Source organism: Litchfieldia sinesaloumensis (assembly GCF_900156865.1).
Taxonomy (GTDB): domain Bacteria; phylum Bacillota; class Bacilli; order Bacillales; family Bacillaceae_L; genus Ferdinandcohnia; species Ferdinandcohnia sinesaloumensis.
In genome coordinates, this window is sequence record NZ_LT732529.1 from 2894403 (window position 1) to 2911604 (window position 17202).

Here is a 17202-nt window from a genome sequence, read left to right on the forward strand (position 1 = left end):
AAATCATGTTATACTTTATAAAAAAGGAAAATTAAGGGTGTTATTTATGAAAGAGCTCTGGGACAAATATTGGCCGAAGTTACTGGCGTTTGCGGCATTTATTGTTATCATCTACACGATTTATGATAACGTGCAGGAGCATCAGGAATTCCTAGTAAAAGCAGAGCAAAATCAAGTAGAGGAGAGGGTTTGGCGCAAGTATGTCGTCAATCGGCTCTTGGAAGGCCCCATTTATTCTGTCCAAATTGGTGCTTTGCCAAAAAGCAGTATTCCAACAAAACATAATGATTCAATGGTTTCAATTAGTCAGGAATTATTTGAGAGGATAGACATTGGAGATACCATTCCCGGTTATGAAGTTGACGGGAAATTTTACACCGAAACACTGTTAAAAGAGGAAGTACGCTGGTTTTATATTTTGTTAACGGTCTTTAGCCTTTATCCCATCGGTTATCTTTTGTATTGGCTATTTAAAATCAAGGTGGTATGGAATGTGTTAACGACTATTTCAAGCCGATTATATCTTGATAAAATTGCTGGTTTTCTAATTTCCTTCTTACTATTTGGAGGTTTAAGTTTTCTACTCCTTTTCTTTTTGTCCACTGAAACGAAGTCAGCACTCGAAAATGGATATGAAAAATATTTCGGAGACAATCATGAGGAAGTAACTGCAACTGTAACAGATCGTGGGTTTGATAGACGAACCTCAAAGTACAACAGGAGCGAGTATTATCTATCTTTAATGTATATACCGAAAGACCATGAGCCCATTTATCTAGTAAAAGGTGTTACCTATCATACATACAACAAATACAAAACAGAAATGCCGATCACCTATAATGTTGATAACCCCTATCAAGTATTTGCTCAAGAGATGGATTTTTATGATTACACACTTGTTCTGTTAACAGATACAGTACTTTTAACGGTTGTAGGCATTTTTCTAATTACGTTATTAAGCTGGCTTCCATACCTTCTATGGAAACGGAAAAAAGGAAAACTTTAAAAGGACCATCCACTTTAATTTGGATGGTCCTTTTGTAACTCTTAATCTCTTTCTCTTGCTTTTTGTGTATCGCGAATGTTCTTCTGCACGGTAATTGCTGCAAAGATACTTAGAACATACGCCATTCCATAAAATCCTTTTTCACTTAAAACGATACTTCCTGCGTTATATAAACCAATGCCCATCAAGGAAATAGACACAATCAGTGCAACCCAGCTAATCCCGTAATAGATGCTTGTTACAGGGATTCCCTCTTCCTTATCTCTTACCGCCTTTTGCAAGGATACTGCTGAATAGAGACCGAATATTAATATTGCAAAATAGTATCCCTTTTCATTTAGTTCCATTGCTGCATTAAATAGACCAATTAGATATGCAGAAACACCAACTAGAAGCGCTGCCCAAGAGGCTCCTTTAAAGGCTGCAGTGGGTTCTCCATCTTTCCTCTCTATCTTCACTTTTGGCTTTTCCTGTTTTTCCTTATCAACTAAAACCTCATTCTCCATTGAATATGTCCCTCCGTTTATTCATCTAAAGTGGACTTACCATACCATTGAGGCAATCTACATAGATTCATTATACAAAAACCGATTACAAATAATGATAATTTTTTTATTAATTTCCAATTTATTTTCATTTTACGACTCTGAGTACATTTTAAGTAGTTTTAAGCCACCTATTAGCACATAAGCTATGAATCCGATAACGAGGACAATTCGTATGATAAAACATGACACGAAATAAAATAAAAGAATCATGGTTATAAGGTATATGCCCACAATTGACGTAAATTTTGTGTATCGAATTGCTAGATTGGAAAACTCTGGCTCATCTCTGAACATCCACCTTTGTCCGAACAACATACTTTCCTCAGGTTCAAAATAGGTCCAAATCAGTATGCCGAGTACTGGAATCATGAAAATGAAATACAAAATCCCTTCAGCCAAGAGGCAGTCCCCCTTTTTATTATAATGGCCTTTGTAAAATATACGTACTGACCCTCTAAAAGGTTTCAAATAATTCTGTCTTTTAGCATCGCGACTTTTTGTTATCCTTCAACAAACCTACCTTAATTAAAAAACTCTAACCACCACGGATAATCAAATTGTCCTTCTGAGATTTGGAAAAATTGACCCAAAAAGCCCAAATGAACAACCCCATAATGCTCCGTCTTTTTTTCCTTTGGTGCATACGTCGAAAAGAAAAAGAAATTAATCCTCTCTATCTCAAATATTAAATTATTATCTAGGCTTCTACTATGGTCCTCTTTGTAGTCTGCATGTTTTATATAGTCTTGCTCCGTGGGATTCGTCAACACCACTACTAGCATAAAAATGAAAACAAGTCCTCCTAAAAGCAATCTTCTTTTACCACTTTTCATTTGTAATCCTCCATATCACATATCGATTCTTAAACATGCGGGACTATTACCCATTTTCATTGAGAAACGTGGCAATTTAAGTCTAGGTGAGTATACTGTAGTGAATTTAACTATTAGAGAAAGGAAGTAAGAATATGGAGCTAAATGTCTCAAACGTTAATGCAGCGTCTTTTCAAACTCCTTACGTTGCACCACAACCACAACCGACCTATACTGCACCTAGCTATGCCGCGCCTAGTTATGGCTACGGATACGCTTGTCATGAACAAAGCTACGATCCCTTTGTATTGATTGTTGTATTGTTTATTCTATTAATTATTGTAGGTGCTTGTTTCTATCCTAAATGTTAGTAATTGATATGTATTTAAAAACACACCACAAAAACGAGAACATTCGATTAGTGTTCTCGTTTTTTAATGAGAAGATTTAATGAACGAAAAGTAGGTTAGCAGTTCATTTTCACTAACCGAGATACTATTTGTTAAATCTTTCGTTCGTAGTACAAACTCCTTCACACCGATAAACTCGGACTGAGCAACAAGGTAAAATTGAGTACCTTTTTTATATTCTTTGAACTGTTTTTTTAGCCTATATATATCCATGCTGATCCTTCCTAAATTACAATACCGCGTATAAAACCTATTATAATTCGATTCTGTTTAATAAAAAAGGAAAAACAATTCTGCCCCTACCCCGCTATTGCGTGGTATAATTTACCAGTAGAGGAGGAGTTTCTATGAGAGAAATTGGAGATATTGTTTTTTTATTACTCGCAAATATAATTTTTATTGCATTTATTGCTTCTATCTTTTGGGCAGTACGCTCATTTTTTGTTAGCCGAACTAAAGAATCGACAGTTGATAGTAGTTACCTAGAACGAAGAATTGACTTGCTTGAACAAAAATTAGATAAAATCATAGACCTACTTGAACAAGGGAAGAAGAAATCATAACAACGCTACCCCTTCAACCTCACATCTTATTTTGTAGAAGGTCAAAATGAATGGATGCGTATCTTGTGTTATCTCTATTTTTTTTAGTCTTCTTTTTCCTAACCGTCTATCAAGCATTGAATATGCTCGAATAATGACATTTTCTGATTCCATTGCTTCATCAATAGACAAAGAACCATATTCTAAAAAAGCAGAATAAAGATGGTAACTTTCGAAAATGCTCTGGTCTATTAGGATTTCTTCTACATCGTCTGAGGCCCTTACTAACTCTTGTCGTTCTTTAGAATTAAACATGACATCCCAATCTGAGTTATAGGGAATTGCCTTCAAGCTTCTTTCATCTTGCATTTGTTGATACAGTTTTTGATGCTTAACTGCATAAGTTGTATCAGATGCACTGATTATCTCTTTCTTATCGAGTGTGAACCAAACTCTACTTGGTCCATCATGAAACTTCCGATAAACTGTGGCATGTAGTTGAATTCGCCCTCTTAACTTTTCACATAAGAAACCTTCAAGTGTTGCTTTTGTTTTACTCCATTTCATCAAACCCCACCCCATTTATATATTCTTCAGAAGCTTTTTATTTTCCTTTTTATATTCAACTCACCTTATTCCTCTGTGCATATAATCGTGAAATTCCACATATATTTGGATGGGACAACTAATATGTGGAGGGATTAATTGAGTATGCCTGAGGAAGTTTCAACGACAAAGACTGATAACAGAAACTATATAAGAGTCAACAACCACTTTAATTTCACGAATAACTTTGGTGACTCTTTGAGCTTGATAGCCCTAGTTGCAGGAGTCTTTTTCATTATAAAGATTTCTAGTAAATCACCAAAAAAGAATAGAAAAAAGAATGCGTTGATCCTCCCATAGATTGACGTCTTGCCGTTATTGACGCGGTGCAAACAGCATAACTGAGACACCAATTATACAAATTCCGGCACCAAGCCAGTCGTATAAGTCTGGTGTTTTTTTATCGATTCCCCAGCCCCATAGGACCGAAAGGATGATAAAAACCCCACCGTAGGCGGCATAGACTCTACCAAATGAAGGAAACGTCTGAAAGGTCGCGATTACTCCATAAAGGGCCAAGGCAATTCCACCACCAATGCCCCAATATAATGGCTTCCCTTCTCGTAACCAGAGCCAAATCAAATAACCTCCACCAATTTCGGCGATCCCTGCTAAAATAAAAAAGAAAATTGCATGTAAAATAGTAACCACGTCCTAGATATGTATAGTAAATACCTTACTATTATAACAACCGTTCGCATCTTTTGATAAAAGGACAATTTCTTTTATACTGCTGCTGATTTATTATTTTACTGTCGCTATTCTGATTTTACTGGCACTATCCTGGATTTACTGCCACTAACCAGATTTACTGCCTCTATCAAACTATATACGTGACTCTTCATCTGTATCTTCCTCCCACCAGTTGAAAATACTGTAAAAATAGATTGACCCATACATCTCCACTTTTTAAAATGAAGGTATTACAGGTAGGAGGTTTTTGTTTGCAAAACTTATGTTTAGAGCTGGGATTGCACCATTTATAGCATTATAAAATTCAAAATACGAAGAGGAGACTATAAATGGAAATTATCATCAGACAAGAAATGCCAGAGGATTATCAGAAGACAGAGGACATTGTTAAAAAGGCGTTTTCAAATGTGGAAATTAGTGATAAGACGGAGCATTTTCTAGTAAATCGAATTCGAACATCTAATGCTTTCATACCGGAGCTTTCACTAGTAGCGGTAAATCAAGATAAAGAAATAGTTGGTCATGTCCTTCTCTCAAAAATTGAGATTGTAGACGGCGACCAGTCAGTCGAATCGTTGGCACTTGCACCCGTTTCAGTCACACCCGAATATCAACAACAGGGAATTGGTAGTCAATTAATTAGAGCTGCACTCGATAAAGCAAAAGAACATGGATATCAATCAGTGATTGTGCTTGGACATCCCGATTATTATCCACGTTTCGGCTTCAAACAGGCGATGTTATGGAGGATAAGAGCTCCGTTTGATGTGCCGAATGAAGTTTTCATGGCTCTGGAAATAGTTGAAGGGTCGCTAAAAAAAGTTCAAGGTGTAGTGAAGTACTCGGACGCTTTTGAAGAATAGGATTTGGGGTGATCAGGACCTATCAGGCGGCTCCTCATCACCCCTTTTATCTTATGAAAGTTTCAAACAATAGATTGGCTCAGGATGATGCCCCTCTTCTATCTCTCCGGTTGGTTTAAAGCCTGCTTTTTCATACGTCCGAATTGCACGTTCATTGTCAAAAATGACAGATAAATAAATCTCATCACATTGATAGGTATTGACCATGTCCTCAATAATCGCGTTTAAAATAGGCGTTCCATACCCTTTTCCTTGAAACCGATGACCGAGCATCATGCTTATTAATTCATAGCGTTTGGTTTGTTTTTGATATCCATGTGAGGCAAACCCGATAAGAGTTTCATTATCATAAATTGCTTTTGGAGTAAAACCAAATGTTTGACATACGGCTAGGAAATACGCGTTCGATCCAACCCATCGTTCATAGATTTGGAAATACTTCTCTTGGATTTCGTCCGATTTTAAATGAATCACATCATAAAAGTTTTCCTCTGTTACATCAACCAATTTAATCTTCATGGGAGCTCTCCTTTTACTTGTAAAATGAATACCCAATCTTATAAATTCAACGGAATACGAGCACATCCTTCTTTAGAATCACGCATACTTGTAAGTTTTTTTTCGACAAAACTGCATCAAAAAACCTCCAAATCCCTTAGTGGAAATTGGAGGTTTTCTTATCTTATTACATATTTAATACGAGGTCCCTTTGCTTTTTTGGTTCTTTTTTTTCGACAAGACCAAGTAATTCTCCTGTTGAGGCATTGATTTTCTCGAGGAGTTCTGGATGCTCCATGAGCGATAGCCCAAAGGAAGGAATCATATCTTTGATTTTTGGCTCCCATTCTAGCATATGCTCTGGGAAACACTTTTTGATGATTTGAAGCATGACATGAACTGCAGTTGAAGCACCAGGTGATGCACCTAGTAATGCGGCAATTGAGCCATCCTCTGCTGTAATAACTTCAGTACCAAATTGAAGCGTTCCTTTTCCACCCGCTTCAGTATCCTTAATAACTTGAACACGTTGACCCGCAACGATTAAATCCCAATCCTCGCTCTTTGCGTCTGGGATAAATTCACGTAATTCTTCCATTCGTTGTTCTTTTGTTAACATTACTTGCTGAACCAAGTATTTAGTTAAGGACATTTCCTTTACGCCCGCAGCCAACATGGTTAACAAATTATCCGGTTTTACTGACGTAATGAGATCAAGATTTGACCCATTTTTCAAAAATTTAGGGGAAAATCCTGCGAATGGTCCAAATAATAACGACTTTTTATTGTCGATGTATCTTGTGTCTAGATGTGGAACCGACATCGGTGGCGCGCCAACTTTTGCCTTTCCATACACTTTAGCATTGTGTTTTTCAATGACATCTGGATTTTTACAGACCATAAATATTCCACTTACTGGGAAACCACCGATATTTTTTCCTTCAGGAATGCCAGACTTCTGAAGGAGGTGAAGACTTCCTCCGCCACTCCCGATGAAAACAAATTTAGCTTTATGGTATTCCACCGCACCAGTAGTAAGATTCTTTACTTTCACTTCCCATTTGCCATCCTTGGTACGTTTAACATCTTTAACACTATGATTGTAATTCATGTTAACATTTTTACTTTTTAAATGGTCAAACAGCATACGTGTTAAGTTTCCGAAGTTGACATCTGTTCCGTCATCCACTTTAGTAGCAGCAATTGGCTCATTTGAATTGCGATTGTTCATAATGAGTGGAATCCATTCCTGTAATGTCTTAGGATCCTCAGAATATTCCATTCCTCTGAATAATGGATTTTTTGACAGCGCTTCAAAACGTTTCTTCAAAAAGGCTACATCCTTTTCACCTTGAACCATACTCATATGTGGAAGTGGCATAATGAAGTTTTGTGGATTTTGGATAAGATTGCTCTTCACCAAATAAGCCCAAAATTGCTTAGAAACTTGGAATTGTTCGTTAACATTAATGGCTTTTGCAATGTCTAAAGTACCGTCCGGTTTTTCAACAGTGTAATTCAACTCGCACAATGCCGCATGCCCTGTCCCAGCATTGTTTAATTCATGAGAGCTTTCTTCTCCTGGCTTGTCGAGCTTTTCAAATACAGTAATGTTCCATTCCGGCGCTAATTCCTTCAAGAGTGTCCCCAATGTCGCACTCATGACGCCAGCACCGATTAAAATAACATCTGTCTTGGTTTCTATGTTGCTCATTTTTATCAACCTTTTCTAATCGAATTTTAAAAAATAAGATGAATGCGGTCACAAAATGGGACTCGCTATTTTCGTATCAAACCTTGCTATATAATTATGAAAATTATTTAGATTCATATATCTACTATTATATGATAATTATAAAATATTGAAAAGCCTGATATCAGTGAGAAGTCAATTCTAATGAATGAAAATGGAAAATTATACTTTTGAACTATCCAAAGGTTATTCCGTTTGTAGGAGTAGATGAGGATGGAGAGAATCGCTTGTTTTCGAGGGATATCCTGGATGTAAAGAATAAAAAGTTCTTATACAAAGTTATTAGGTATGATTTACCTTTAACCAACTTTATCCTTTTCTATCGAACAAATTTGTGCCTTATCACCATTTTTTCTTTTTTATCGCCTTCATTAAAAAAACCCCGCATATCGTAGTGACATGCTGGGTTAAAATAACGAATCAATCTCTTTTGAGCGTCTCTAATAATTCAATAAGTTCAGGGGTAAATCCCTTAACAGCGCGATTTCCTACAACTGTAACAGGGACACCTAAGAAACCGAAACGCTCCACTTCTTTCCTATGGTCTTCATTTTCAGCAATATTACGTAAGTCAAAAGGAATCTTGTTTTCAGTCAGTACCTTCTTCACAAATGTACATTCGACGCAATCATTTGTCGTATAGACAATTACTTCATTTTCCATTGATGTTACTCTCCTTTATTCAGCCGGAGGGCCAAATTTTCCAGCATGAAAATCGCGATAAGCTTCCTGTACTTCTTCTTTCGAATTCATAACAAACGGACCGTATGCTACAATCTGTTCACGTAATGGAACCCCAGAATAGACAAGAATCTTTGCACGGCTGTTTGCTTTGATATCAAACTCGCTTTCATTTTCGCCATGTTCATCAAAGGTTAGCGTGGCTACCCCTGTTTTTTTCAAGAGCGTCTTACCTTCACCAAGCTCTAATTCACCAGATAGTACGCATACAAATGCGTTATGATTAGCAGGCAGAATATGCTTATATGACGCACCTTTCATGAGGGAAATCTCAGTCATCGTGATTGGTACTAAACTGTCCAATGGGCCTTTGCTACCCGCGATTTCTCCTGCATATACTTTTAACTCTCCTCCATCAATTTGAACGCGAGGTACGTCCTCCACATACACGTTTTGATAGGTAGTTTTGGTGTTTTTCAATGATTGAGGAAGGTTCAACCATAGCTGAAGTGTATGTGCGATATCATTGTCAACCGCTTCCTCAGCATGTCTAGCCCCGCTGCCAGCATTCATGTATTGAATGTCCCCAGCTTCTAAAATGGAATGACCACCATGGTTATCGATGTGCTCTAATCGGCCATCAATAACATAGGTAATCGTCTGAAAACCACGATGTGGATGGTCAGAGAATGCACCACGCTTAAACCAATCCTCCGCCATCAATAAGAACGGATCAAAGTCCTCAAACCGATTCGGAGGTAGCACGAATCCTTGCTGCACATGAGGATACCCATTATTGTTGTACGATATATACCAATGATCTTTTAGATCTCTTTTAAAAAGGGAACTCATTGCGTTCACTCCTTGTATGTTCTTTCTAGTATTTTGACCTATTTCACTTTATTTTGACATGCTAGAAGAAATTTGTACAAAATTTAATACTATCGGTTTTATAGAATATTTTACCATTTAATCATATAATGAGCTAAAGAGCCTGTTTTTCTGGGGGGGAAATCGAATGGGGTTCATATTATTGTTATTATTTTACCTTCTTGTGTTTGTTGACAGATTTGTAGGAAAAAGAATAGAACCCGGCTATGACATTACAGACTCAGATGGAAGCGTGAAATACCGGGTAGGTATGGGGGTTTATTTAGTCCTGCTATTAATTGGTTTTTTTACTATTCAAGAAAACAATATGGTTTCCCTTAAAAACAGTATGGATACTCTTAAATGGTATCTAATCTTTATGCTGATTTTATTTTGGGGATTCCAATCATATATGGAATGGAAATATGTAGAAGGAAAAAAATATAGAGTATCTCTATTGGTAATGATTATTGGTGTCGTGGCTACTATTGGAGTCTTTTTTGTGGATGAAAAAATAACCCATACCACATTCGGTGAAGAACTTGAGGAATTACTAGACAACAAGGAAATCTCTAAAATTGAAATTTTGAGGACCAATTTTGGAGAAGACGGAGAATCTACACATAAACAGGTAACAATCAACGATCAGCATATGATAAATAAATTTTCAATTCAACCTTCAGAAATGGAACTAAAAAAATCCAAATCAGCATTCCCTGGTATAGATTACATGATGACGATCTATACAAACGATGGAGTGCATTACCTAAACTTTTCGGAGATGGATATTCAGATACAGGCTGAGAAGTATTTTATACTAGATGAAAATGAACTGTTAAAGCTAATTGAAAGCGAAGACCTAGAATGGGAGTCGGAATCCTTTTGAAAACAAACTCCTATCAATAAATATGTGCAAACATAGTTGATTGAAGCGGAAGGCGGCGACTCCAGCGGGAATAGCATGAGGTGAAGACCCCGCAGACAAGCTTGCTTGTTGAGGAGGCTGAGGCCATGCCCGCGGAAAGCGTCCGCCTGAAGCGTAAATCAACGGTATTAGAAACAACAAAATTTAGGTGAATAGCCCCCCAAAAAAACCTCAAAGCCCGAGAGCTAAGAGGTTTTTAGTAATTTATCTATTTCTTCTTCAGTCACATGTTTCCATTTTATATCTTTCCACACATCTTTATCCATAGCTTCTATAAGTAGGTCGATTTCATCATAACTAAACTTTATTGTACGTTCATTCATGTAAGCCCACCAAACCTTTCACTACATATTTCGAGAGGGCTTAACTTGGTTTGAGGGTCAAGTCTAAGAATTAATTATTTTTTATCCGTTTTCTAATACCTAGACATCGAAGTAATAGAGTAGTAGTCCGATAAATGGCCATATAAGCGTGATTACTAATGCTTGCACAAACGTTAATTTGATATCTTTCTTCCATGGATTGCTCTTTGGGTAGCGATTACCGATCCGTTGAAAAACAAGAAACGTAATCCACAGGATGAGAAACACATATATAAACGTACTAACACTCTCGTAATACATATTTAGCTCCCCCCATTTAGGTATAAAAGTTCGGACTTATACAAAGAGATTTTTTGACGTAGAATGAATCCTTCTTTAGACTAATAGAGAAATGTTATATTTTTTTAAAATACTGAAAAGGAAAGAGGTGCACGAATGTTCCAACTTCTGAACGAAAAAGATAAGCAGGCTCTAGTAGCTTTACTAGATAAGGACCGGATACATAATCTCCAGTTCTATGAGTATCTCCCTTACCTCTCCAATGAAGACAAACGCTTTGGCTACTACGGGAAATATGCTGAAGGAGAGCTTATTGGCGCTATCTATTTTAGTCCGTTCAATATGGGCTTTACAATAGAAAACCAACTTGATGTGGATGAGGTCCATGAACGATTATGCACGCTGCCTTCCAAATTCCTATTTGGACGTAAAGATGTATTAGAAAAGTTGAAACCAATACCTAACCGAAATGTCTATCCTTATAACTATGGCTCTATACCTATTAACAATTGTACATATAAGGAATTACCTACTGTTCAACAGGCGACAAAGGATGATATACAAAGTCTTTGTTCTTTTTATGAAGGGAAAAATATTCAAATTGAAATCCCAGAACTCATTGAATCCTTTATCGAAAAAGGAGACGTATTCATTGTAAAAGAAAATCAAGCGATTCTTTCCGCAGCACTTGCTCACTCTATTAGTGGTTCTCATGCAATTATTGGTGGGGTATATACAGAGGATGGTCACCAAGGAAAGGGGTATGCCCATGAATGTGTAGCTGCTCTAACCCAGCATCTTCATAGTAGACAGATTACTCCATTTTTATTTTATGATGCACAACTTAACCATTTGAAGCGATTTTACGACAAACTTGGCTTTCATTTTGAATGTGAGTATTTATTCATTCATGAATAAATATGGTGGTTAATTCAGTAGGATTAACCACCATGTTCCCTTATCGCCTCTCGATAAGACCAAACCCCACTCCTGTTGGGTCGACCATATAAGCCAAATAAAACGAATCAAACTCCATTTTTTCACGTACAATCAGAGCACCATTCTCTACTGCCGTTGCGATTGTTTCGTCAATTGAAGCAACCTCAATTTGGATTCTCGTTCCATGTGGATAATCATGTGGACCTTTGCTTATCCCTCCTTGTATTTCTACCTGCCCCATGCTTTTGACAGGCCAAAATCCCCAATTCGGGTCCTCCATTTTCCATCCAAACACCTTATTATAAAACTGAACTGCTTTTTCAGGATCTTGGCTACTAATCTCAAATCCTACTACTCTTGCCATTTTACCTCTCCTTTAACTTATTTTTTTACACACATAGACCATTTGATAACTGTCTTGTGTGAGTGGTGTTTCATTCCAATCCTTGTATACCGCTAGAACCTCAAATCCCCTTTCCTTTAATAACCGATTCATTTCTTGTGGAAAGACATAGCGCAATTGAATATTGGTCTTCTTCTCAGAGATGGTCTTGCCGCTATCATCCTTTAGCTTCCGAATGGTCGTATAGTGTTGAATCTGCACAATGGAATCGTAGCTACTGATTGTAAAAACGTCTATCTCTCTACCCGTTTCGTCTTTGTAACTGCGCCAATACTCTTCAGTCGTTGGCTGGAGCAACTCATCTAGACTTGGGAATCTTGTACCAAAGATGAAAATTCCTTCATCCTCTAGATGCTGATGTACGGTTGTTAAGAACTGATCTTGTTCTTCATTCGTCAGAAAATGTTGGAACGAATTTCCCACACTATAAATGAGGGGACTCTTGACTTTCAATTGAATCTTCGTACAATCACCTTGTATCCACTCTATGCGAAGATTCATTTTTTCTGCTTTCTTTTTCGCTTGTGTTATCATTCCATGATGAAAGTCCACACCCATGAGAGTGTGTCCAGCCTGAGCCAAAGGGATCGTTGCTCTACCAGTTCCACATGCGAAATCAATGATTGGTCCATTCACTTTCTTCGCCCATTTTTTTAAAAATGCCACATCATCTTGAAATGGATCGTTTTCTATGTCATATAGGATTGGGTCTTCGTATTCTTCAAAGTTAGTATTTTGATTCATTTTGTACTCCTTTATTGGCTATTAGTAAGTAGTTTCCACAAAAAGGTAGTGATTTCCTTCATTCATTATAGGAACTCCTCAATTTTATGGTAATATTAAAAAGGAAATTCTAATCTTGAAAGTGAAAGGCTTGGTTTTCATGGCAAACACAAAGAAGAAAAAGGTTTTAACAGAGGTTAAACAACTTATTATGATCACCATTGGGGCACTTGTTGCGGGATTTGGACTCGAACTATTTCTCGTCCCTAATGATATATTGGATGGTGGGGTAATTGGTCTTTCCATCATTGCTTCTAAGATTTTCGGAGTTCCGATGAGTATATTCCTGATTATATTAAATATCCCTTTCCTCATACTTGGCTATCGAAAAATGGGGACAAAGTTCACATTACATACACTATATGGAGTACTTGTTTTATCAGCATTCACTACGTATCTCCACCATTTCGACCCCATTACCGATGATTTATTTTTAGCAACCATTATTGGTGCTGTCATTTTAGGTACTGGTGTTGGATTGGTTATTCGTACAGGTGGAGCATTAGATGGGACGGAGATTTTGGCGATTCTTGTGAGTAAGAAACGACCTGTTTCTGTCGGTCAGCTCGTTATGATTATGAACGTGTTTATTTTTATCCTTGCTGCCTTACTCGTTTTCAGTTGGGAAACAGCAATGTACTCGATTATTACGTATTACATCGCTTTTAAAATGATTGATATTGTCGTTGAAGGTATGGAAGAATTGAAATCTGTCACGATCATTTCAGATGTTCCTGATGAACTTGCGGATGAATTGAATAGAGTTCTAGGACGTGGAATTACCTTCATTCATGGTGAAGGTGCCTACACAAAAGAACCAAAGAAGATTATCTATACAATTGTTAGCCGAATTGAACTTTCAACTCTGAGGGAAATTACGCTCGACCTTGATCCAGGTGCATTAATTGCAATTGAAAATATTGCAGATGTCACAGGTGGTAATTTCGAAACGAGTACTGGACATTAAATAGCGGTGCAGAGGTTTTGTGACCTCTGCACTTTTTGCTTTTATATCGGGGAATTTGATAAAATTCTTGTTGATTCTATAGAAAATAGGTGAAGAAAATGATTAATAAAATTGGTAAAGTAACTGTATATGTTGAGAATCAAGAACAAGCAAAGGATTTCTGGATTAACAAACTTGGTTTTGTTCTAAAGCTTGAACAGCCAATGGGACCTAACTTTGTGTGGCTAGAGGTCGCTCCTAGTGATGACGAATTTACTACCCTTGTTCTATATTCAAAGGCTGCTATGGAGCAGCAAAATCCATCGATGGTTTCTCATCCATCCGTTCTTTTCAGTACAACGGATATTGACTCAGCTTATGAGAACATGAAGAAGAACGACGTAAAAGTTGGGGAATTGCAAAAGATGCCGTATGGCTCTATGTTCACATTCTATGATCAAGATGGTAATGAGTATTTACTCCGTGAAGATAAGTAAGGCAGACAAGCATGGTTCGCCCGCCATGCTTTTTTACTCGAATCATATGCATACAAGGATGGGGATATTCATATATATGTCCAAAAGGACAAAAGGACGGATATCATGAAAAGTTCTGGGTATGAGCAAATGTTCATTTCAAGAATTGCCTTCTTATTTATCTTCACCGTGCTACTCTCATTTACTATTGCGTCAAGCATATCCACTATAAATAAAGAATGGATTAACTTTCGTGAATTCGATAGTAACATTCAAACCCTTCCCTCTCAATTTTTTGTGAAATTACTTGAATTTGAAAACGGCTATTTCGGACAAACCTCTTCAGAGAAACAAGAGTCTTTCACAAAATTAGTCATTGAATCTACCCTACAATTTAAATATGGGGATTTACGAAGCTTTTTCGGTCATGAGCTTCCTGGTTTATCTTTGTATCATTCAGACATTTTGATATCTGGAGAAGGCACTGACTACACAAATCTCCCACACGAATCAGCACCTCCTTTAGATGTGTTGCTACAAGAAAGAGAAATGGCTCAAAAGGAGTTGGAAGAATTTAATAAGGAGAACCCGAAAACACCACCAGTCAATCCCGCAACCGATAAAAAAGTGTTCATCTATCACTCCCATAGTTTTGAATCGTACTTACCTCTGCTTGGACTTACGGGTGACCCTGATATGGATAAAGCGGTTGATTCAAAAACAAACATTACACTAGTTGGCGAACTTCTCGGAAAAGAATTAGAACAATACGGTATAAGTGCGATTGTGGATAAAACGAATATGGGCCAAGAATTGAAGAAAAAAGGCTGGGGAACCAACCAATCTTATGCTCTGTCACGTGGGATTGTTCAATCTGCTATGGCAACTGACTCTGGTATTGATTTTATAATTGACCTTCACCGTGACGGTGTTCGAAAAGAAATAACAACCGCAACGATTCACAATAAGCCATATGCAAGGGTGTTTTTTATTGTCGGTAAAGCGAGTGCAAATTTCGAACAAAGCTTTGCATTGGCACAAGCCCTTAATGAATCGATTGAATCACAGTATCCTGGAATCAGTCGAGGTGTTCTGGCGAAGGGGTTAGATCAAGGAAATGGGGTTTATAATCAGGATTTATCCGAAAACTCACTCCTTATCGAGGTCGGTGGGGTTGATAATGATATGAAAGAGTTAAAAAATACAGTTGAGGCTCTAGCAAAAGTGCTTAGCGACCATATCATTAATGCGGAGAAAGTGAATGCTTCGGATGAATAAGGAGTTGCTTCTTTGGCTATTTTGGCTGTTTGTCTCCACACTTTTTTGCTTTTTTTACCTACCATTTGGATACACAATCGCAGCATTCCTTACAGGAATCATCATGTGCTGCAAAGCTCTAATCAAACAGTCGATTAAGGAAAATAAAAAACAACAAGGATAAAGATTGTCATTTATTATGATTATGCATTACAATCAAGGAAACTGTAAAATAATGGAGGATTTCTGATGGCAACAATTGAGGATTTTTTAAAATTGGATATTCGAATTGGCACTGTTGTTAAAGCTGAACCATTTCCTGAAGCAAGAGTACCTGCAATTAAATTAGAAATTGATTTTGGAGAGATTGGTATCAAACAGTCTTCCGCCCAAATCACGAAAAGATATAAACCAGAGCAACTTATTGGAAATCAAGTCGTTGCAGTCGTTAACTTTCCTCCACGTCGTATTGCTGGTTTTAAATCCGAAGTATTGGTCATCGGAGGTGTCCCCGAAGAAGGTGACGTTATCCTTTTAAAGCCAGATCAACCTGTTAAAAATGGAACACCAGTAGCATAATACTGTCACTATCGAGAAAATACTGTCACTATCCGAAAAATACTGTCACTAACAGAAATAGGCGCAAAATCAGACGTTCAAAGCCCCAAGATTATGTCCTTGGGGCCTCAGAATTACTTCACTGGAATCCAAATCTCTGAATAATAAGCAGGGTCAGATGGGTTACCAGCAGGGTAGAGTTCAAATTCTGCCGTTCCCGCATATTCATACCCACTTGATGGAAACCATTCTGAATAGATCTTTTTCCACGTGTCCTGGATGGCCTGAGGCATTGCTCCGTGGACTTCGAATACAGCCCATTTTGAAGCAGGTATGTCTAAAATATCAAACGTACCCGAAGTTCCGTCTACATTTTCTACCGCTACCCAGTAATCAATCGTATTTTCTTTTGGTTCACTTACACAAACACCTAAGATGCCTCCAATGTCTCCTTTCATCATTGGAATCAATGAATCACACGTCCCGTCTGTATTCACTTCCACCCATAACTTTGTAATCCCATCTTGATGTTCATCATTCACACATGAAAAAGTACGTTTGACTCCAACTGCTTTAAATCCTTCCTTCTCAACAATTCGATACTTCACTGGATTTGCTCCTTTCAGACTCACCTGGATCACCAGGCGGCTATAAGATTGCAGCTTTCCAATCCCCTTTCGGATGTCGCTCGGCGTTACACCATGCTGTTTTCGAAAGGCTTTTGTGAAAGCCTCGGGAGTGTCGTAGCCGTATTTGTAAGCGAGATCAATAATCTTCTTATTCGTTCTCAAGAGTTCTTCGGCAGCAAGTGTTAACCTTCGCCGACGGAGGTAATCACCTACTGTAATATCCGTCAAAATCGAAAACGTGCGTTGAAAATGAAAGGGAGAAGCGTTTGCTCGTTTTGCAATGTCTTCGATTGATACGTCTTCAAGCATATGATCCTCCATATAATCAATTGCATGCTGTAATGACTCTAGCCAACTCATTCTCCTCACTCCTTGCCTTCATTTTAACTTGTGTATGATTTA

Annotated in this window: 25 protein-coding genes; 10 read left to right on the plus strand and 15 right to left on the minus strand. The window is 37.6% G+C overall.

Annotation, left to right across the window (positions count from 1 at the left end; genetic code table 11):
* Positions 1-46 precede the first annotated feature (46 nt).
* Positions 47-1006, plus strand: coding sequence for a hypothetical protein (locus CZ490_RS14230; RefSeq protein ID WP_077619504.1), 960 nt, complete (start codon positions 47-49; stop codon positions 1004-1006).
* Between the two features lie 41 nt (positions 1007-1047).
* Here CZ490_RS14230 and yiaA read toward each other — a convergent pair whose 3' ends face one another.
* The 3 genes from yiaA to CZ490_RS14245 form a co-directional block, all read right to left on the minus strand.
* On the minus strand, positions 1048-1512 hold the full coding sequence (gene yiaA / locus CZ490_RS14235) for an inner membrane protein YiaA (RefSeq protein ID WP_077619505.1): 465 nt from the start codon (positions 1510-1512) through the stop codon (positions 1048-1050).
* Between the two features lie 132 nt (positions 1513-1644).
* Positions 1645-1953, minus strand: coding sequence for a hypothetical protein (locus CZ490_RS14240; RefSeq protein ID WP_077619506.1), 309 nt, complete (start codon positions 1951-1953; stop codon positions 1645-1647).
* A 122-nt stretch (positions 1954-2075) separates the two neighbouring features.
* On the minus strand, positions 2076-2387 hold the full coding sequence (locus CZ490_RS14245) for a hypothetical protein (RefSeq protein WP_234987239.1): 312 nt from the start codon (positions 2385-2387) through the stop codon (positions 2076-2078).
* A gap of 134 nt (positions 2388-2521) precedes the next feature.
* On the opposite strand from CZ490_RS14245, the gene CZ490_RS23050 reads away from it, so the two are divergent.
* Entirely contained in the window at positions 2522-2737 is a 216-nt protein-coding gene (locus CZ490_RS23050; RefSeq protein WP_077619507.1) for a YjcZ family sporulation protein, read from the plus strand.
* A 63-nt stretch (positions 2738-2800) separates the two neighbouring features.
* Here CZ490_RS23050 and CZ490_RS14255 read toward each other — a convergent pair whose 3' ends face one another.
* Positions 2801-2989, minus strand: coding sequence for a hypothetical protein (locus CZ490_RS14255; protein ID WP_077619508.1), 189 nt, complete (start codon positions 2987-2989; stop codon positions 2801-2803).
* Positions 2990-3123: 134 nt separating this feature from the next.
* Here CZ490_RS14255 and CZ490_RS14260 point away from each other — a divergent pair, with 134 nt between their 5' ends.
* Entirely contained in the window at positions 3124-3339 is a 216-nt protein-coding gene (locus CZ490_RS14260) for a hypothetical protein (protein ID WP_077619509.1), read from the plus strand.
* Here CZ490_RS14260 and CZ490_RS14265 read toward each other — a convergent pair.
* Entirely contained in the window at positions 3334-3885 is a 552-nt protein-coding gene (locus CZ490_RS14265) for an SF0329 family protein (protein WP_077619510.1), read from the minus strand. The two genes, CZ490_RS14260 and CZ490_RS14265, sit on opposite strands and share 6 nt — an antisense overlap.
* A 354-nt stretch (positions 3886-4239) precedes the next feature.
* Positions 4240-4575: a YnfA family protein gene (locus tag CZ490_RS14275; protein ID WP_407639790.1), complete on the minus strand. Its 336-nt coding sequence runs from the start codon at positions 4573-4575 to the stop codon at positions 4240-4242.
* 371 nt (positions 4576-4946) lie between these two features.
* Between CZ490_RS14275 and CZ490_RS14280 the strand changes: the two genes are divergently transcribed.
* A complete protein-coding gene (locus tag CZ490_RS14280; protein ID WP_077619512.1) occupies positions 4947-5480 on the plus strand; it encodes a GNAT family N-acetyltransferase in 534 nt (177 codons plus the stop codon).
* Positions 5481-5531: 51 nt separating this feature from the next.
* On the opposite strand, the gene CZ490_RS14285 is transcribed toward CZ490_RS14280, so the two are convergent.
* The 4 genes from CZ490_RS14285 to CZ490_RS14300 form a co-directional block, all read right to left on the minus strand.
* The gene (locus tag CZ490_RS14285) at positions 5532-5999 is read right to left on the minus strand and encodes a GNAT family N-acetyltransferase (protein WP_077619513.1); all 468 of its coding nucleotides are present in this window, start codon (positions 5997-5999) and stop codon (positions 5532-5534) included.
* 166 nt (positions 6000-6165) lie between these two features.
* Positions 6166-7692, minus strand: coding sequence for a malate:quinone oxidoreductase (locus CZ490_RS14290; RefSeq protein ID WP_200801591.1), 1527 nt, complete (start codon positions 7690-7692; stop codon positions 6166-6168).
* 459 nt (positions 7693-8151) lie between these two features.
* Positions 8152-8394, minus strand: coding sequence for a glutaredoxin family protein (locus CZ490_RS14295; RefSeq protein ID WP_077619515.1), 243 nt, complete (start codon positions 8392-8394; stop codon positions 8152-8154).
* Positions 8395-8409: 15 nt separating this feature from the next.
* The gene (locus CZ490_RS14300; protein WP_077619516.1) at positions 8410-9264 is read right to left on the minus strand and encodes a pirin family protein; all 855 of its coding nucleotides are present in this window, start codon (positions 9262-9264) and stop codon (positions 8410-8412) included.
* Between the two features lie 166 nt (positions 9265-9430).
* Here CZ490_RS14300 and CZ490_RS14305 point away from each other — a divergent pair, with 166 nt between their 5' ends.
* The gene (locus tag CZ490_RS14305) at positions 9431-10168 is read left to right on the plus strand and encodes a DUF4181 domain-containing protein (protein ID WP_077619517.1); all 738 of its coding nucleotides are present in this window, start codon (positions 9431-9433) and stop codon (positions 10166-10168) included.
* 224 nt (positions 10169-10392) lie between these two features.
* On the opposite strand, the gene CZ490_RS22360 is transcribed toward CZ490_RS14305, so the two are convergent.
* Positions 10393-10530 carry a hypothetical protein gene (locus CZ490_RS22360; RefSeq protein WP_159439958.1) on the minus strand — a complete coding sequence of 46 codons (138 nt, stop codon included), beginning with the start codon at positions 10528-10530 and terminating at the stop codon, positions 10393-10395.
* 99 nt (positions 10531-10629) lie between these two features.
* Positions 10630-10830: a hypothetical protein gene (locus CZ490_RS14310; protein WP_077619518.1), complete on the minus strand. Its 201-nt coding sequence runs from the start codon at positions 10828-10830 to the stop codon at positions 10630-10632.
* A 135-nt stretch (positions 10831-10965) separates the two neighbouring features.
* Here CZ490_RS14310 and CZ490_RS14315 point away from each other — a divergent pair, with 135 nt between their 5' ends.
* A complete protein-coding gene (locus tag CZ490_RS14315; protein ID WP_077619519.1) occupies positions 10966-11727 on the plus strand; it encodes a GNAT family N-acetyltransferase in 762 nt (253 codons plus the stop codon).
* A 40-nt stretch (positions 11728-11767) separates the two neighbouring features.
* On the opposite strand, the gene CZ490_RS14320 is transcribed toward CZ490_RS14315, so the two are convergent.
* Both CZ490_RS14320 and CZ490_RS14325 read right to left on the minus strand, forming a co-directional pair.
* On the minus strand, positions 11768-12112 hold the full coding sequence (locus CZ490_RS14320; protein ID WP_077619520.1) for a VOC family protein: 345 nt from the start codon (positions 12110-12112) through the stop codon (positions 11768-11770).
* 12 nt (positions 12113-12124) lie between these two features.
* The gene (locus tag CZ490_RS14325) at positions 12125-12895 is read right to left on the minus strand and encodes a class I SAM-dependent methyltransferase (RefSeq protein WP_077619521.1); all 771 of its coding nucleotides are present in this window, start codon (positions 12893-12895) and stop codon (positions 12125-12127) included.
* 139 nt (positions 12896-13034) lie between these two features.
* Between CZ490_RS14325 and CZ490_RS14330 the strand changes: the two genes are divergently transcribed.
* From CZ490_RS14330 to csaA, 4 genes are all read left to right on the plus strand, one after another.
* Entirely contained in the window at positions 13035-13901 is an 867-nt protein-coding gene (locus CZ490_RS14330) for a YitT family protein (RefSeq protein WP_077621080.1), read from the plus strand.
* A 98-nt stretch (positions 13902-13999) separates the two neighbouring features.
* The gene (locus CZ490_RS14335; protein ID WP_077619522.1) at positions 14000-14377 is read left to right on the plus strand and encodes a VOC family protein; all 378 of its coding nucleotides are present in this window, start codon (positions 14000-14002) and stop codon (positions 14375-14377) included.
* Between the two features lie 105 nt (positions 14378-14482).
* Complete coding sequence (gene spoIIP, locus CZ490_RS14340) at positions 14483-15634, plus strand: stage II sporulation protein P (protein ID WP_077619523.1); 1152 nt, start codon at positions 14483-14485, stop codon at positions 15632-15634.
* 228 nt (positions 15635-15862) lie between these two features.
* The gene (csaA, locus tag CZ490_RS14345) at positions 15863-16192 is read left to right on the plus strand and encodes a chaperone CsaA (RefSeq protein ID WP_077619524.1); all 330 of its coding nucleotides are present in this window, start codon (positions 15863-15865) and stop codon (positions 16190-16192) included.
* A gap of 113 nt (positions 16193-16305) precedes the next feature.
* Here csaA and CZ490_RS14350 read toward each other — a convergent pair whose 3' ends face one another.
* A complete protein-coding gene (locus tag CZ490_RS14350; protein WP_077619525.1) occupies positions 16306-17160 on the minus strand; it encodes an AraC family transcriptional regulator in 855 nt (284 codons plus the stop codon).
* Positions 17161-17202: the final 42 nt, after the last annotated feature.

Excerpts from the sequence above, each read along its gene's own strand:
- CZ490_RS14230 (WP_077619504.1), top strand. The coding sequence starts at position 47 with ATGAAAGAGCTCTGGGACAAATATTGGCCGAAGTTACTGGCGTTTGCG.
- yiaA (WP_077619505.1), bottom strand. The coding sequence starts at position 1,512 with ATGGAGAATGAGGTTTTAGTTGATAAGGAAAAACAGGAAAAGCCAAAA.
- CZ490_RS14245 (WP_234987239.1), bottom strand. The coding sequence starts at position 2,387 with ATGAAAAGTGGTAAAAGAAGATTGCTTTTAGGAGGACTTGTTTTCATT.
- CZ490_RS23050 (WP_077619507.1), top strand. The coding sequence starts at position 2,522 with ATGGAGCTAAATGTCTCAAACGTTAATGCAGCGTCTTTTCAAACTCCT.
- CZ490_RS14255 (WP_077619508.1), bottom strand. The coding sequence starts at position 2,989 with ATGGATATATATAGGCTAAAAAAACAGTTCAAAGAATATAAAAAAGGT.
- CZ490_RS14260 (WP_077619509.1), top strand. The coding sequence starts at position 3,124 with ATGAGAGAAATTGGAGATATTGTTTTTTTATTACTCGCAAATATAATT.
- CZ490_RS14265 (WP_077619510.1), bottom strand. The coding sequence starts at position 3,885 with ATGAAATGGAGTAAAACAAAAGCAACACTTGAAGGTTTCTTATGTGAA.
- CZ490_RS14280 (WP_077619512.1), top strand. The coding sequence starts at position 4,947 with ATGGAAATTATCATCAGACAAGAAATGCCAGAGGATTATCAGAAGACA.
- CZ490_RS14285 (WP_077619513.1), bottom strand. The coding sequence starts at position 5,999 with ATGAAGATTAAATTGGTTGATGTAACAGAGGAAAACTTTTATGATGTG.
- CZ490_RS14290 (WP_200801591.1), bottom strand. The coding sequence starts at position 7,692 with ATGAGCAACATAGAAACCAAGACAGATGTTATTTTAATCGGTGCTGGC.
- CZ490_RS14295 (WP_077619515.1), bottom strand. The coding sequence starts at position 8,394 with ATGGAAAATGAAGTAATTGTCTATACGACAAATGATTGCGTCGAATGT.
- CZ490_RS14300 (WP_077619516.1), bottom strand. The coding sequence starts at position 9,264 with ATGAGTTCCCTTTTTAAAAGAGATCTAAAAGATCATTGGTATATATCG.
- CZ490_RS14305 (WP_077619517.1), top strand. The coding sequence starts at position 9,431 with ATGGGGTTCATATTATTGTTATTATTTTACCTTCTTGTGTTTGTTGAC.
- CZ490_RS22360 (WP_159439958.1), bottom strand. The coding sequence starts at position 10,530 with ATGAATGAACGTACAATAAAGTTTAGTTATGATGAAATCGACCTACTT.
- CZ490_RS14310 (WP_077619518.1), bottom strand. The coding sequence starts at position 10,830 with ATGTATTACGAGAGTGTTAGTACGTTTATATATGTGTTTCTCATCCTG.
- CZ490_RS14315 (WP_077619519.1), top strand. The coding sequence starts at position 10,966 with ATGTTCCAACTTCTGAACGAAAAAGATAAGCAGGCTCTAGTAGCTTTA.
- CZ490_RS14320 (WP_077619520.1), bottom strand. The coding sequence starts at position 12,112 with ATGGCAAGAGTAGTAGGATTTGAGATTAGTAGCCAAGATCCTGAAAAA.
- CZ490_RS14325 (WP_077619521.1), bottom strand. The coding sequence starts at position 12,895 with ATGAATCAAAATACTAACTTTGAAGAATACGAAGACCCAATCCTATAT.
- CZ490_RS14330 (WP_077621080.1), top strand. The coding sequence starts at position 13,035 with ATGGCAAACACAAAGAAGAAAAAGGTTTTAACAGAGGTTAAACAACTT.
- CZ490_RS14335 (WP_077619522.1), top strand. The coding sequence starts at position 14,000 with ATGATTAATAAAATTGGTAAAGTAACTGTATATGTTGAGAATCAAGAA.
- spoIIP (WP_077619523.1), top strand. The coding sequence starts at position 14,483 with ATGAAAAGTTCTGGGTATGAGCAAATGTTCATTTCAAGAATTGCCTTC.
- csaA (WP_077619524.1), top strand. The coding sequence starts at position 15,863 with ATGGCAACAATTGAGGATTTTTTAAAATTGGATATTCGAATTGGCACT.
- CZ490_RS14350 (WP_077619525.1), bottom strand. The coding sequence starts at position 17,160 with ATGAGTTGGCTAGAGTCATTACAGCATGCAATTGATTATATGGAGGAT.